The sequence below is a fragment of the Streptomyces narbonensis genome (assembly GCF_014649015.1).
GTDB lineage: Bacteria > Actinomycetota > Actinomycetes > Streptomycetales > Streptomycetaceae > Streptomyces > Streptomyces narbonensis.
Map to the genome: position 1 here is coordinate 703,800 of NZ_BMSF01000001.1, position 14,835 is coordinate 718,634.

13 protein-coding genes are annotated in these 14,835 nt (G+C 70.3%); 7 read left to right on the forward strand and 6 right to left on the reverse strand.

Annotation, left to right across the window (positions count from 1 at the left end; translation table 11 throughout):
- Window positions 1-66: 66 nt before the first annotated feature.
- From IE124_RS03005 to IE124_RS03020, 4 genes are all read right to left on the reverse strand, one after another.
- Entirely contained in the window at window positions 67-1,413 is a 1,347-nt protein-coding gene (locus IE124_RS03005; protein WP_229832063.1) for a sensor histidine kinase, read from the reverse strand.
- Between the two features lie 409 nt (window positions 1,414-1,822).
- A complete protein-coding gene (locus IE124_RS03010) occupies window positions 1,823-2,812 on the reverse strand; it encodes a DUF4429 domain-containing protein (protein ID WP_189504447.1) in 990 nt (329 codons plus the stop codon).
- Between the two features lie 74 nt (window positions 2,813-2,886).
- On the reverse strand, window positions 2,887-4,101 hold the full coding sequence (locus IE124_RS03015; protein WP_189504449.1) for an alpha/beta hydrolase: 1,215 nt from the start codon (window positions 4,099-4,101) through the stop codon (window positions 2,887-2,889).
- Between the two features lie 75 nt (window positions 4,102-4,176).
- A complete protein-coding gene (locus IE124_RS03020) occupies window positions 4,177-4,833 on the reverse strand; it encodes a TetR family transcriptional regulator (protein ID WP_189504451.1) in 657 nt (218 codons plus the stop codon).
- Window positions 4,834-4,959: 126 nt separating this feature from the next.
- Between IE124_RS03020 and IE124_RS03025 the strand changes: the two genes are divergently transcribed.
- Window positions 4,960-6,585, forward strand: coding sequence for an MFS transporter (locus IE124_RS03025; protein ID WP_189504453.1), 1,626 nt, complete (start codon window positions 4,960-4,962; stop codon window positions 6,583-6,585).
- A gap of 141 nt (window positions 6,586-6,726) precedes the next feature.
- On the forward strand, window positions 6,727-7,134 hold the full coding sequence (locus tag IE124_RS03030; RefSeq protein ID WP_189504455.1) for a peptidase inhibitor family I36 protein: 408 nt from the start codon (window positions 6,727-6,729) through the stop codon (window positions 7,132-7,134).
- Here IE124_RS03030 and IE124_RS03035 read toward each other — a convergent pair.
- Entirely contained in the window at window positions 7,115-7,921 is an 807-nt protein-coding gene (locus IE124_RS03035) for a potassium channel family protein (RefSeq protein WP_189504457.1), read from the reverse strand. The two genes, IE124_RS03030 and IE124_RS03035, sit on opposite strands and share 20 nt — an antisense overlap.
- Window positions 7,922-7,992: 71 nt before the next feature.
- Window positions 7,993-10,725 (reverse strand): pyruvate dehydrogenase (acetyl-transferring), homodimeric type, encoded by a 2,733-nt coding sequence (gene aceE, locus IE124_RS03040; RefSeq protein WP_189504459.1) that lies wholly within the window; start codon window positions 10,723-10,725, stop codon window positions 7,993-7,995.
- Between the two features lie 440 nt (window positions 10,726-11,165).
- Here aceE and IE124_RS03045 point away from each other — a divergent pair, with 440 nt between their 5' ends.
- The 5 genes from IE124_RS03045 (at window position 11,166) to IE124_RS03065 (ending at window position 14,742) form a co-directional block, all read left to right on the forward strand.
- Window positions 11,166-11,588 (forward strand): DUF3052 domain-containing protein, encoded by a 423-nt coding sequence (locus IE124_RS03045; protein ID WP_150270660.1) that lies wholly within the window; start codon window positions 11,166-11,168, stop codon window positions 11,586-11,588.
- 154 nt (window positions 11,589-11,742) lie between these two features.
- Window positions 11,743-12,201, forward strand: coding sequence for a peroxiredoxin (locus tag IE124_RS03050; RefSeq protein WP_150270662.1), 459 nt, complete (start codon window positions 11,743-11,745; stop codon window positions 12,199-12,201).
- Window positions 12,202-12,338: 137 nt separating this feature from the next.
- Window positions 12,339-12,914 carry a TerD family protein gene (locus tag IE124_RS03055; protein WP_024761283.1) on the forward strand — a complete coding sequence of 192 codons (576 nt, stop codon included), beginning with the start codon at window positions 12,339-12,341 and terminating at the stop codon, window positions 12,912-12,914.
- Between the two features lie 83 nt (window positions 12,915-12,997).
- Entirely contained in the window at window positions 12,998-13,573 is a 576-nt protein-coding gene (locus IE124_RS03060) for a TerD family protein (protein ID WP_141298214.1), read from the forward strand.
- 29 nt (window positions 13,574-13,602) lie between these two features.
- A complete protein-coding gene (locus tag IE124_RS03065; RefSeq protein WP_189504461.1) occupies window positions 13,603-14,742 on the forward strand; it encodes a DUF475 domain-containing protein in 1,140 nt (379 codons plus the stop codon).
- Window positions 14,743-14,835 lie beyond the last annotated feature (93 nt).

Here is a 14,835-nt window from a genome sequence, read left to right on the forward strand (position 1 = left end):
AGTGGGGGTCGGGTTCGGAGCCGGGCCTCTGCCGGGTCCGGGTGCCGGGTCCGTCGCCGGTACCCCTCAGGGAGCCGGTTCCGGTTCCGCGGCGGGCGCCGGGTCCGCCGTCAGCGGGAGCCGTGCGGCCACCCGGAAGCCGCCGTCCGGCAGCGGCCCGGTGTCCAGCGAGCCGCCCGTCAACCGTACGCGCTCCCGCATCCCGACGAGACCGTGCCCGGTGCCGGCCGCACCCCGCTCCACCCCGGAACCGGCCTCCTCGCCGGGCCCGTTGACGACGAGGACGGTCAGCCACCCGTCGTCCGAGACCCGCACCGACACGCGCGTCGCGGCGCCCGGCGCATGCCGGACGACGTTGGCGAGGGCCTCCTGCACGATCCGGTACGCGGACAGGTCCACCGCCTGCGGCACGTCCTTCAGACCGGCGGCGAGCGACAGCTCGGCCGGCACCCCGGCCCGCACGGTCGCCTCGACCAGCTGCTGGACCCGGTCGAGACCCGGCTGAGGGGCCCGCTCGCCCTCGCTGCCGTCGCTGCGCAGCACCGAGAGCAGCCGCCGCATCTCGGCCAGCGACTCGCGCGCGCTCGTCGCGATGGAGGTGAACTCCTCGCGCGCCGCGTCCGGGAGGTCCGGGATGCGGTACGGGGCCGAGTCGGCCTGCACGGTGATCACGGACATGTGGTGGGCGACGACGTCGTGCAGCTCGCGCGCGATCCTCGCCCGCTCCTCCAGGAGCGTGCGGCGGGAGCGCTCGGCCTCGTTGATGATCTCCTGCTCGACGAGCCGCCGCTGCGCGTCGCCCCGGGCGCGTACGGCAGAGGTGAGCAGCAGCAGGACGCCGCTCAGCACGAGCAGCAGCGTGTGGACGCTGGTGTCCCCGTCGGGCCGGAAGATCTCCAGGACGAAACCGGCCGCGCCGGTCGCCAGCCAGACGCCGAACAGGGCCCGGCGGGACTCCCGTAGGCCGAGCGCGACCATCAGCGCGCAGTAGCCGATGACGACCGGAGGGGTCCAGGGCCACAGGTCCCCGTGGGGACCGTCGGAGGCGAGGAGGGGGAGCGCGCCGAGCACGTCGGCGGTGAAGATCACCCACCAGGCCTGGAGGGGCCGGGAGACGGCGAGCAGCAGCGGCGTGGTCTGGGCGGTGGCGAGGGCCCCGGCCAGGGCGCCGTTGAGGCCGTAGTCGTTGACGAGGACGGTGACGGTGGTGGGCAGCAGCGAGGCGACGAACGCGACGGCGACGACGTACGGCAGCAGGCGCACCCACCGCGAGGAGGCCTCGGAGAGCAGGGGTGCGCCGGGGGTGGTCGGGGTGGTGAGCGCGGCCCCGAGGCCCTGGAACAACGCGCGTGACCTTGCGCTGAACCGGCTGAGGCGGGCGGTGGGCGGCTCGTGCCGCTGTTCGGTAGCCATGACCCGCTCAGGGTAGGCAGCGGCCGTGGGCGCGGGCGTCATACCGGGGTGGGGGCCGCGACCCGATACCGAGGTATGACGCCGGGGCTGGTATCCCCTCCGCTCGGACCCAGAGCTCCGCGCTCCGCTGGGACCCAGAGCTCCGCGCTCCGCTGGGACCCAGAGCTCCGCGCTCTCCTCGGACTCAGAGCTCCGCGCTCCCCTCGGACCCAGAGCTCCGCGCTCTCCTCGGACTCAGAGCTCCGCGCTCTCCTCGGACTCAGAGCTCCGCGCTCCCCTCGGACCCAGAGCTCCGCGCTCTCCTCGGACTCAGAGCTCCGCGCTCTCCTCGGACTCAGAGCTCCGCGCTCCCCTCGGACCCAGAGCTCCGCGCTCCCCTCGGACCCAGAGCTCCGCGCTCTCCTCGGACTCAGAGCTCCGCGAGGAGTTCCGCCTTCTTCGCCGAGAACTCCTCGTCCGTCACGAGCCCCGCCCGGTGCAGGTCTCCCAGGTGCCGGATCCTTTCCGCGACCGCCCCGGGGTCGCGGCGCGCCGTGTCAGGGGCGCCGGCCGTGACGGCGGCGGGCGTGCGGTCCTTCCCCCGGATGGCGGCGAGGACGGCCGCCGCGAAGGGGAGGGACTCGTGCACCGGCCCGAGGCCGAGTCCGAAGACGACCGAGGCCGGGTCCCGGTCGGGCTGGGCGGGCCGGGCGCCGCCGTCCCGGGGCACCAGCCGCAGGTACCCGTCGAGGATCTCCGGCGAGCGCCACTCGACGCCGCTGAGCTCCCGTACGGAGAAGGTCTGGTCGCCGGCCTTCCACTTCTCTGAGGACGCGCCCGTCCAGGACCAGCGGAAGGCCACCTCCGACGTCCCGTCGAAGCTCGCCCGCCCGTCGTACGTCTTGAAGGACAGCGGCCCCGTGGGCGCGGCCACCAGGAAGCCGTCGGTGGGGCGCACGGCCATGCCGTCGTCCCCGGCGCCCCTGCCCTCGGCGGGGCCCGCGTCCGTGAAGCCGCCGTCGGCGAAGCCCGTGTCCGTGAAGCTCGTGTCCGCGAAGCCGCCGTCGGCGAAGCCCGCGTCCGCCGGGAGCAGCGCCCGCAGCTCGTCCCGGTAGTACTCGGCGAGCGTCTCCCGGTCCGCCGGCAGCACCAGACGGTACGGGTCGCAGGCCTCCTTGAGCTGCCCCGCGGCCGCCTCCATCAGCGGATCGGCGCCGGGCCGCGGCACGGCGTGCAGCACGACGGTGCCCCGCTTGCCGGGCGTGAGCGTCACGGACGCCAACGCCTCGTGCGGTACTCGTCGTTCGCGTAGCGCGCTGAAGAGCTTCGGCGTGTTGCGGTTCCCCCGTTCGAAGCGGATGACGAGGGCATCGCTCTCGAACTCCCAGGTGGCATGAATTCCGGCCAGCACATCACCCATACGCCTCATCGTATGCGGCGTATGCCTGTGCGTCGCCCCTGTGAAAGGTCGGGAAATTCCGTGATCTACGCGCGTCAGGCCGCTTCCGCACCGGATATTCCATGGTGGCAAGCGCTGTCGGCACGTGCGCAGACCAGGTCCTGGTAGGAACCGACGCCTATCGCGGCGAAGTTGCCGAGGCTCTCCGTGCCCGGCTCGAAATAGCCGCTGTGACCGGCGGCTCCGCCCGCAGAGAGCAGCCGCGCGCCGAATTCCGGTTCCACCGGGTCCGCGCCGTGCCCGACCCCGCCGACCTCCAGGTGCGGCACGTCCTCGATCCAGTCGTCCGGGTCCCGCATCGCCCACACCCGGGCCGTGGTGGCGAGCTCCGCGGCGCGCTCCACCCGCATGCCGGGGCTGCCCGCGACGGCGAGATCCGTCACCCGGGAGGGCAACTCGGGCGCGGCGAGCCCGCACAGGACGGAGCCGTAGCTGTGGCAGAAGAGCGCCACCCGGGCGCCACCGGGCAGCGCCGAGGTCAGCTCCACGAGCCGTACGGCTCCGTTCGCGGCGAGCCGGCCGGTCATCGCGTCGACGCCGACCCCGGCGGGTGCGGTGTAGTCGGCCCACGCGATGACGGCGACCCGGGCGCCGGGGGAGGCCCGCCGCTCGGCGGCGTACAGCGCCTGGGCCATGCCGGCGGGTGCCGCGTACCGGCCGTGGGTCTTCTGGAAGGTGAGGAGGGTCGTGTCGACGCCGGGCACGATCACCGAGACCCGCCGGGCCCGCTCCAGATCGCCGAGGACCTCGGCCGCGCGCCCCTTGCCCGTCGGGTCGAAGGCCAGGACCTGACGGCCGGGCCGCATCAGGGAGGCGAAGCGGTCGGCGCGCCGTCGCGCCTCGTGCCGGCCGTCGGCGGAGAGGCGCGTGCCGTCGAGCCTGCCACGCTCGGCGTCGAGCGCCGCCGCGAGCGTGAGCCGGTTGGCGCGGTAGCGCAGCGCGACGGGGACGCCGTTGAGATTGCCGACGACGAGCGGGTGCCGCTCGGCGAGCCGGGCGCCGCCGGCCGGTCCGAGCCGGGCGAAGAACGCGGCGACCGTACGGGCCGGGGTGGCCGACGGATCGGGCAGCGGCTGGTGGCCGACGCGGTCGCGCGCCCACGCGGCGAGCGCGGCCGCCCGGGACGGTCCGGGCTCGGGACGGTGCCGGATCGCGGTCCACCCGGTGGTCGCGAGCAGCACGAACACGACGGCGAGCGCGAGGAGCGTGCGCGTCACGGCGAGGGCGGGCGAGGCGTCGGCGGTGGTCACGGGGCGCCACCTTACGGGGGCCGGAGCGGGTGGCCCAAAGGGTGTCGCCCGGCATTTCGGAGCGGTACGGAGCGCCTACGGGGCGTCGCCGGCCGCCCCGGTACGCCAGTGCGGGGCGAGCGCCGGGCCGAGGTGGTCGAGGTAACGCTCGGTGAGGGCGCGGATGCCTTCGAGGCTCTGGTCCGTGCCCCGGACCCACATCTGGCCGGTGACCCGCATGACGCCGCTGAAGGCCGCCACCGCGATCCGCGGCCGCGGGTCCCCGTCCACGTCGAGGCCTTCCCGGTCGGCGATGATCCGGGCGATCGTCTCCTCCGTCTCCGCCGAGCGGCGCAGATGGAAGGCGAGCAGCGCGGGGGTCGACTCGATCATCTGGAAGTTCCGCAGGTACAGCTCGACGGGGACGACGTCGGCGATGGCCTCACCGGCGTGGTCCCAGGAGCTGAGGACGGCGTGCCGCAGCGCGTCGAAGGGGCCTTCGGCCGGCGGCCGCTCGCCGAGGGCTCGCACGAACAGCTCCTCGACCATGTGCTGGACGGCGAAGGCGACCTCTTCCTTGGAGCCGAAGTAGCGGAAGAAGGTGCGCTGGGAGACTTCGACGGCCTCGACGATCTCGTCGACGGTCGTCCGCTCGTACCCCTGGGTGGTGAAGAGCTCCAGGGCCACCCGGATCAGTGCGTCGTGCGTGCGCTGCTTCTTCCGCTCGCGGAGGCCAGGGGTGGGAACGGTCAATTCGATTCTCTTTTCAGGTGCTTCGTCCGAGTCCGGGCGTAGTCAGGGTACCTGTGAGCTACGTGACAGTTACCGGCGTGTGAATCGCTTTGTCAATTGTCAGTGACTGACACTAGCCTCGCTCGCATGACTAGTCAGACCACCGTGGAAAAGGCCCCGCAGGGTCAGGGGGGCATCGCCCGGGAACCCGTACCGGGCCCGGCGAAGGGACTGCGCGGGCACCCGTGGCTGACCCTGTTCGCCGTCGCCGTGGGCGTGATGATGGTCGCGCTCGACGGCACGATCGTCGCCATCGCCAACCCCGCTATCAAGACCGACCTCGGCGCCACGCTCGCCCAGGTCCAGTGGATCACCAACGGCTACCTCCTCGCCCTCGCCGTCGCCCTGATCACCGCGGGCAAGCTCGGCGACCGCTTCGGCCACCGCCAGACCTTCCTCATCGGCATCGCCGGCTTCGCCGCGGCCTCCGGGGCGATCGGCCTGTCCGACTCGATCGGTGCCGTGATCGCCTTCCGCGTCCTCCAGGGCCTCTTCGGCGCCCTGCTGATGCCGGCCGCGCTCGGCCTGCTGCGCGCCACCTTCCCCGCCGAGAAGCTGAACATGGCCATCGGCATCTGGGGCATGGTCATCGGCGCGTCCACGGCGGGCGGCCCGATCGTCGGCGGCCTGCTCGTCGAGCACGTCAGCTGGCAGTCCGTCTTCTTCATCAACGTGCCGGTCGGTGTCGTCGCGCTCGTCCTCGGCCTGGTCATCCTCAAGGACCACCGCGCCGAGAACGCGCCGCGCTCCTTCGACGTCCTCGGCATCCTGCTGCTCTCCGGTGCCATGGCCTCCCTCGTCTGGAGCCTGATCAAGGCCGGCGAGTCCTGGGGCTGGTCCAGCGGCAAGACCTGGGGCTGCCTGATCGGCGCGCTGGTCCTCTTCGGGCTCTTCGCCTTCTGGGAGACCAAGGTCAAGGAGCCGCTGATCCCGCTGGCCATGTTCCGCTCCGTGCCGCTCTCGGCCGGTGTCGTCCTGATGGTCCTCATGGCCTTCGCCTTCATGGGCGGCCTGTTCTTCGTGACCTTCTACCTCCAGGGCGTGAAGGGCCTCAGCCCGGTCGACAGCGGTCTGCACCTGCTGCCGCTGACCGCGATGATGATCGTCTCCTCGCCGCTGGCCGGCGCGCTCATCACCAAGTTCGGGCCGCGCGTGCCGCTCGTCGGCGGCATGGTCTGCACCGCCGTCGCGATGTTCGGCATGATCACGCTCTCGGCCGGTACGAGCACCTTCGCGATGTCCCTGTGGTTCGCGCTGCTGGGCCTGGGCCTCGCCCCGGTCATGGTCGGCGCCACCGAGGTCATCGTCGGCAACGCCCCGCTGGAGCTCTCCGGCGTGGCCGGCGGTCTCCAGCAGGCCGCCATGCAGGTCGGCGGCGCGCTCGGTACGGCGGTGCTCGGCGCCGTCATGTCCTCCAAGGTGGCGGACTCCTTCGCGGGCAACTGGAAGGAGGCCGGCATCCCGGCCCCGGTCAACCCGCAGCTGGAGCAGGCCGCCGAGTTCGGCATGGCCCCGCCGGAGCTCGCCGAGGCGCCGGGGATGACCCCGGACCTCTTCGAGAAGATCTCCGGCGTCATCCACGACACCTTCCTGGACGGCATGGGCCTGGCGTTCACCGTCGCCGGCGGCGTCGCGGTCGTCGCGGCCCTCGTCGCCACGCTCACCAAGCGCGGGGCGAACGCGGAGGCGGGCGGCATGGGCGGTCACATCTGACGTCCACGGAGTCCCGTGATCAGGGTTCCCGTAGGGGGCCGTCACCCGTTCGCGTGAACGGGGGCGGCCCCTCTTCCGTCGTGGGGGAGACCTCCGTCATGCTCGTGATTACAGAGAGTAATCAAACGGGGGTTCATCGGCATGAACGCGTACACGCAGTCGTATACGAAGTCGGCTCCGGCCGCGATGGTCGCGGTGGTCCTGACCGCACTCCTCAGCACGATCCTGGTGGCCCCGGCGGCGGCAGCGGCCCCCTCCGGCACCACCCTCGGGGCCTGCGGTCCGGGCCGCCTCTGTCTCTGGCCCAAGCCCGACTTCAAGGGGCGCGTCCAGAGCCACGAGCTGGCCACGACCGACATCGAGAGCTGCGTCGCCCTGCCGCAGGGCACCTCGGCACAGTCCCTCGCGAACCGCACGGGGCGGCCGGTCACCACGTACCAGTCGGCGGAGTGTGCGGAAGCGGGGGAGTTCGAGACGTACCCGGGGCGCGGGACGTGGGTGCCGCAGACGCCCTACGAGGTCAGAGCGTTCAAGATCTGGGAGCGCTAGGAACCGTGGGCCCGTCGGGCTCGACCGGGCCGGAAGGCACGGGGACGGCGCGTGACCCGTCCGGCGGGGAGAGCCGCGCGACCTCCGCGCGGAGCTCCCGGACCTCCAGGGTCAGGGCCTCCAGGAGCTCGGTCTGCCGGCGCTCCACCGCGTCGTCCCGGTCGAAGCGGGAGATGAACCAGGCCACGATGTTGGCGGTGACGACACCCAGCAGGGCGATGCCCGAGAGCATCAGACCGACCGCGAGGACCCGGCCGAGACCCGTGGTCGGGGCGTGGTCGCCGTAGCCGACCGTGGTCATCGTGGTGAAGGACCACCAGACCGCGTCCCCGAGCGTCTTGATGTTGCCGTTCGGGGCGTCGCGCTCGACGTGCAGCACGGCCAGCGAGCCGAACATCATCAGCCCGACCACCGCGCCCGCCACATAGGTGGTGAGCGTGATCTGCGGGGCCATCCGGGCCCGCCGGCCCACGAGGAGGAGCGTGGAGACGACCCGCAGCAGCCGCAGCGGCTGCACCATCGGCAGCACGACCGCGAGCAGATCGAGGGGGTGGGAGCGGACGAAGGCCCAGCGGGCCGGGGCGAGGACGAGCCGGACGAGGTAGTCGAGGGCGAAGGCCGCCCACACCGCCCATTCGACCTGGGTGCACAGCCGGTGTACCCACGGGGCGGCGCCCGGAGCCACGATCGGCACGGCGTAGGCGACGCCGAACGCCACCGCGAGTACCAGCAGCGGCGTCTGTGTGCGCTCTTCCCAGCTCTTCCAGCGAACCTTCATGCCGGGCATCGTAGAGAACGCCGAAGGGCGGCGGGACCATCGGTCCCACCGCCCCTCACCAGGCGCTATGCGCTACGGACTCAGGCGTCGCCGCCGGCGGCGCCCGGGTCGGCGGCCGCCACGTCGAGCAGCTGGTAGCGGTCGACGGCCTGCTTCAGGGCCGACCGGTCGACCTTGCCCGCGCGTGCCAGCTCGGTCAGCACCGAGAGCACGATCGACTGGGCGTCGATGTGGAAGTAGCGGCGGGCCGCACCCCGCGTGTCCGCGAAGCCGAAGCCGTCCGCGCCCAGCGAGGTGTAGGTCCCCGGCACCCAGCGGGAGATCTGGTCCGGGACCGCGCGCATCCAGTCCGAGACCGCGACGAACGGGCCCTCGGCGCCCTGGAGCTTGCGCGTCACGTACGGGACGAGCTGCTCCTCGTCGGGGTGGAGCAGATTGCGCTCCTCGACGGCCACGGCCTCGCGGCGCAGCTCGGTCCACGAGGTCGCGGACCAGACGTCGGCCCGGACGTTCCACTCCTCGGCGAGGATCCGCTGCGCCTCGATCGCCCACGGCACGGCGACGCCGGAGGCCATGATCTGCGCCGGGATCGCACCGCCCTCGGCAGGCTTGAAGCGGTGGATGCCGGCGAGGATGCCCTCGACGTCCACGTCCGCCGGCTCGGCCGGGTGCTGGATCGGCTCGTTGTAGACGGTCAGGTAGTAGAAGACGTCCTCGGCGGCCGGGCCGTACATCCGGCGCAGGCCGTCCTTGACGATGTGCGCGATCTCGAAACCGAAGGCCGGGTCGTAGGCGATACAAGCCGGGTTGGTCGAGGCGAGCAGGTGCGAGTGGCCGTCCGCGTGCTGCAGGCCCTCGCCGGTCAGCGTCGTGCGGCCGGCGGTGGCGCCGAGCACGAAGCCGCGCGCCAGCTGGTCGGCCATCTGCCAGAACTGGTCGCCGGTCCGCTGGAAACCGAACATCGAGTAGAAGACGTACACCGGGATCAGCGGCTCGCCGTGCGTGGCGTACGCCGAGCCCGCGGCGATCAGCGAGGCCGTGCAGCCGGCCTCGGAGATCCCGTCATGCAGCATCTGACCGGTCGGCGACTCCTTGTAGGCGAGGAGGAGTTCGCGGTCCACCGCCTCGTACTGCTGGCCCAGCGGGTTGTAGATCTTGGCGCTCGGGAAGAAGGCGTCCATGCCGAAGGTGCGGTACTCGTCGGGGGCGATCAGCACGAAGCGCTTGCCGATCTCCTTGTCCCGCATGAGGTCCTTCAGGATGCGGACGAAGGCCATCGTGGTGGCGATCGACTGCTGCCCCGAGCCCTTCTTGGCCGCCGCGTAGGTCTTGTCGTCGGGAAGGACCAGCGGCTTCGCCCGCACGACACGGGTCGGCACGTACCCGCCCAGCGCGCTGCGCCGGTCGTGCATGTACTGGATCTCCTCGGAGTTCCGGCCGGGGTGGTAGTACGGCGGCAGGCCGTCCTCCAACTGCCGGTCCGTCACCGGGATGTGCAGTCGGTCGCGGAAGCGCTTGAGGTCGTCGACCGTCAGCTTCTTCATCTGGTGGGTCGCGTTGCGGCCCTCGAAGTTCGGGCCCAGCGTCCAGCCCTTGACGGTCTGGGCGAGGATCACGGTCGGCTGGCCGGCATGCGCCTTCGCCGCCGCGTAGGCCGCGTAGATCTTCTTGTGGTCGTGGCCGCCGCGGCCCAGGTGCAGGACCTGCTGGTCCGACATGCCCTCGACCATGGCGCGCAGCCGGTGGTCGTCGCCGAAGAAGTGGTCGCGGATGTAGCCGCCGGTCTCCGTTGCGTACGTCTGGAACTGGCCGTCCGGGGTGGTGTTCAGCTTGTTCACCAGGATGCCGTCGCGGTCCTGCGCGAGCAGCGGGTCCCAGGAGCGGTCCCAGATCAGCTTGATGACGTTCCAGCCGTTGCCCCGGAAGATCGACTCCAGCTCCTGGATGATCTTGCCGTTGCCGCGGACCGGGCCGTCGAGCCGCTGGAGGTTGCAGTTGACGACGAAGGTCAGGTTGTCCAGGCCCTCGCGGGCGGCGATGGAGAGCTGGCCGAGCGACTCGACCTCGTCCATCTCGCCGTCGCCGAGGAACGCCCAGACGTGCGACTTGGAGGTGTCGGCGATGCCGCGCGCCTCCATGTACCGGTTCATCCGCGCCTGGTAGATCGCGCCGAGCGGGCCGAGGCCCATCGACACGGTCGGGAACTCCCAGAAGTCCGGCATCAGCCGGGGATGCGGGTACGACGAAAGGCCGTTGGGGAACTTCGACCTCTCCTGGCGGAACCCGTCGAGCTGGGTGTCGTTCAGCCGGTCCAGGAGGTAGGCGCGGGCGTAGATACCGGGGGAGGCGTGCCCCTGGAAGAAGATCTGGTCGCCGCCGTCGCCCTCGTCCTTCCCGCGGAAGAAGTGGTTGAAGCCGACGTCGTAGAGGGAGGCCGAGGAGGCGAAGGTGGCGATGTGACCGCCGACGCCGATGCCGGGGCGCTGGGCGCGCGAGACCATCACGGCCGCGTTCCACCGCGTCGCGTTGAGGACCTTGCGCTCGATCTCCTCGTTGCCGGGGAAGAAGGGCTCGTCCTTGGTGGCGATGGTGTTGACGTAGTCCGAGCTGCGCATCTCGGGCACGGCCACGCGCTTCTCGCGTGCCCGCTCGATCAGGCGGAGCATGAGGTAGCGGGCCCGCTCACGGCCCCGCTCGTCGACGGCCGCGTCGAGGGAGTCGAGCCATTCCTGGGTCTCTTCCGGGTCGAAATCCGGGACCTGGCTGGGAAGGCCGCCAATGATGATCGGGTTGCGATCGGATCCGGGAGCCACGCTCTTCCTTCACTTGTCGGTGGTGCCCACGGGGCCACGGAGTGGTCGGGGGTTGTCCATCGTGTACCCCGTCGGCGCCAGACGTCACATTTACCGAGGGGTAACCCCTACGGGGGTCCCGGCGGTGTCCGCGGTGTCCTCCACGTCTTCGGATGTGTTCAAATCGCAACCTTACGCCCAACTCGCGCATGCGTTTCGTCCGGACGTTCGGCAGACTGAAAGCTCAGAAGTCCGTAAACCGGGATGAATCATGTGGGACTGATCACGGAGTGCGGCCGGAGCGTGCCGGATGTTGGGGCGAGACGGCCCCAAACGTCACCGTTTCGGCGGTCTCCGCGGCCCAGTACTTGCGCGATGAGCCCCGGCACGTGTGGACTACGGCCAGCGCCGCGCGCATACGCGTGGCCCACAGCATTTTCCGAATGAGCAGGAGGCAAGCCGTGAGCGCGACCGCGGACCACGCGGAGGAGCGGACCAACCCGGCAGCGAGGCTGGGGTTCGAGCCCGGACAGGTGGTCCAGGAGATCGGCTACGACGACGACGTCGACCAGGATCTCCGTGAAGGCATCGAGTCCATCATCGGCGCCGAGCTCGTGGACGAGGACTACGACGACGTCGCCGACGCCGTCGTGCTCTGGTTCCGCGACGAGGACGGCGATCTCACCGACGCACTGGTGGACGCCATCGGTCTTCTGGAGGACGGCGGCGTGATCTGGCTGCTGACGCCGAAGACCGGCCGTGACGGCTACATCGAGCCGAGCGATATCAACGATGCCGCGCAGACTGCTGGTCTCTCCCAGACCAAGAGCATCAGCGTCGCCAAGGACTGGGCGGGCGCCCGTCTGGTGGCCCCCAAGCGCTGATCACCAAGTTGCGAGACGCCCCCGCCGGTACGCCGGCGGGGGCTTTCGCACGCAGGCCGTAGGCTGGGCCTCACCGATTCGGCCCATGGGGCCGATTCGCTCCGCGGGCCGGTCGGGTCCGGGGTTCGGGCTCCGGCGGAAGGATGCGTGGGCGATGGCGATCGAGGTCGGCACCGAGGCCCCGGGATTCGAGCTGAAGGACAACCACGGACGCACCGTGCGGCTCTCGGACTTCCGCGGCGAGAAGACCGTGGTGCTGCTCTTCTACCCCTTCGCCTTCACCGGTGTCTGCACCGGCGAACTGCGCGAGCTGCGGGACAACCTCCCGACGTTCGTCAACGACGACACCCAGCTCCTCGCCGTCTCCAACGACTCGATCCACACCCTGCGCGTCTTCGCCGACCAGGAGGACCTGGACTTCCCGCTGCTCTCCGACTTCTGGAAGCACGGCGAGGCCTCCCGCGCCTACGGCGTCTTCGACGAGGAGAAGGGCTGCGCCGTGCGCGGCACCTTCATCATCGACAAGGAGGGCGTGGTCCGCTGGACCGTCGTGAACGCCCTGCCGGACGCCCGGGATATCGGCGACTACGTCAAGGCGCTCGACGCCGTCTGAGCCGGGTCGCGGCCGACACCTCGGATTCGCCGGGCGAATCGACTGTTTCGACCGGGAACCCGTCACTAGGATCCACTCGTTGATCCGATGCCAACGCACGACTGGGGCGCTGCCCCTGAAAACGTATGGAGGGACTCGTGGGAGTCAGCCTCAGCAAGGGCGGCAACGTCTCGCTGACCAAGGAGGCCCCTGGCCTCACCGCCGTGACCGTCGGTCTGGGCTGGGACGTCCGCACCACCACCGGTACGGACTTCGACCTCGACGCCAGCGCCATCCTGGTGAGCGAAGAGGGCAAGGTCCGTAACGACCAGGACTTCGTCTTCTTCAACAACCTGAAGAGCGCCGACGGCTCGGTCGAGCACACCGGTGACAACCTCACCGGCGAGGGCGAGGGCGACGACGAGCAGGTCAAGGTCAGCCTGGCGACCGTGCCGGCCGACGTGAGCAAGATCGTCTTCCCGGTGTCGATCTACGACGCCGAGAACCGCCAGCAGTCCTTCGGCCAGGTGCGCAACGCGTTCATCCGCGTCGTGAACCAGGCCGGCGGCGCCGAGATCGCCCGCTACGACCTCTCCGAGGACGCCTCGACCGAGACCGCCATGGTCTTCGGCGAGCTCTACCGCCACGGCGCGGAGTGGAAGTTCCGCGCGGTCGGTCAGGGGTATGCCTCAGGTCTGCGCGGGATCGCCGCGGACTTCGGCGTCAACGTCTGAGCCGAACCGTTCGAACCGTCCGGCGCCGCACACTCCGTGCGGCGCCGGACGTGCCTCATCACCACCGGGGAGGAACTGATCACATGGGCGTCACACTCGCCAAGGGAGGCAATGTCTCCCTCTCCAAGGCCGCTCCCAACCTCACCAAGGTCCTCGTCGGGCTCGGCTGGGACGCGCGCTCCACCACCGGAGCCCCCTTCGACCTCGACGCCAGCGCCCTCCTGTGCCAGGCCGGCCGCGTGCTGGGCGACGAGTACTTCGTCTTCTACAACCAGCTCCGCAGCCCCGAGGGCTCCGTCGAACACACCGGCGACAACCTCACCGGCGAGGGTGACGGGGACGACGAGTCCCTCATCGTGGACCTCACCCAGGTCCCGGCCCACTGCGACAAGATCGTCTTCCCCGTCTCGATCCACGACGCCGACAACCGGGGGCAGAGCTTCGGCCAGGTCAGCAATGCCTTCATCCGGGTCGTGAACCAGCTGGACGGCCAGGAACTCGCGCGCTACGACCTCTCCGAGGACGCCTCCTCCGAGACCGCGATGATCTTCGGCGAGCTCTACCGCTACAACGGCGAATGGAAGTTCAGAGCGGTCGGTCAGGGGTACGCGTCCGGGCTCCGGGGCATCGCTCTAGACTTCGGGGTCAACGTTTCGTAAAGCCATGTAATTTCACGATGGGGTAGACAGTGGTTCTGAAAACCTTCGGCTGGTCGTTCGCGATCACTGCGCTCGGTCTGGTCGCAGCGGTGCTCTACGGGGGGTGGGAGGCATTCGGGATCGTCGCGATCCTCTGCGTCCTCGAGATCTCGCTGTCCTTCGACAACGCGGTGGTCAACGCCGGAATCCTGAAGAAGATGAATGCCTTCTGGCAGAAGATCTTCCTCACCATCGGCGTGCTCATCGCCGTCTTCGGCATGCGACTGGTCTTCCCCGTCGTGATCGTCGCCATCAGCGCCAAGATCGGCCCCATCGAGGCCGTCGACCTCGCGCTCAACGACGCCGAGCGCTACGAGCAGCTCGTGACCGACGCCCACCCGTCGATCGCGGCCTTCGGCGGCATGTTCCTCCTGATGATCTTCCTCGACTTCATCTTCGAGGACCGTGACATCAAGTGGCTCGGCTGGCTGGAGCGCCCGCTGGCCAAGCTCGGCAAGGTCGACATGCTCTCGGTCTGCATCGCCCTGATCGTCCTGGCGATCAGCGCCATGACCTTCGCGACCCAGGCCCACCAGCACGGCGGAACGCACATCGACGCGGCGTCGACCGTCCTGCTCTCGGGCGTCTTCGGCCTCATCACCTACCTCGTCGTCGGCGGTCTCTCCAGCTTCTTCGAGAACAAGCTGGAGGAGGAAGAGGAGCGCGAGCACGAGGCCGAGGAAGAGGCCAAGCGCAGCGGCAAGAAGGTCACCGCGGTCCAGCTGGCCGGCAAGGCCGCCTTCTTCATGTTCCTGTACCTGGAGGTCCTCGACGCCTCCTTCTCCTTCGACGGCGTCATCGGCGCCTTCGCCATCACCAACGACATCGTCCTGATGGCGCTCGGCCTCGGCGTCGGCGCCATGTACGTCCGTTCGCTGACGGTCTACCTGGTCCGCCAGGGCACCCTCGACGACTACGTCTACCTGGAGCACGGCGCGCACTACGCGATCGGCGCGCTGGCCCTGATCCTCATGGTCTCCATCCGCTACCAGATCCCCGAGGTGATCACCGGTCTCATCGGTGTCGCCCTCATCGCCTGGTCCTTCTGGTCCTCCGTCCGGCGCAACAAGGCCCTCGCGGCGGCCGAGGGCGGCTCGGGAGACAAGACCGAGGTGTCCGCCGGGGTGTGACACCCCCGGTAGCGAGGAACGCTTCACTGCGGGGCGGTCGGTGCACCCGACCGCCCCGCAGGCATGTGTGCGGTGATCAGTGGGCGATCAGTG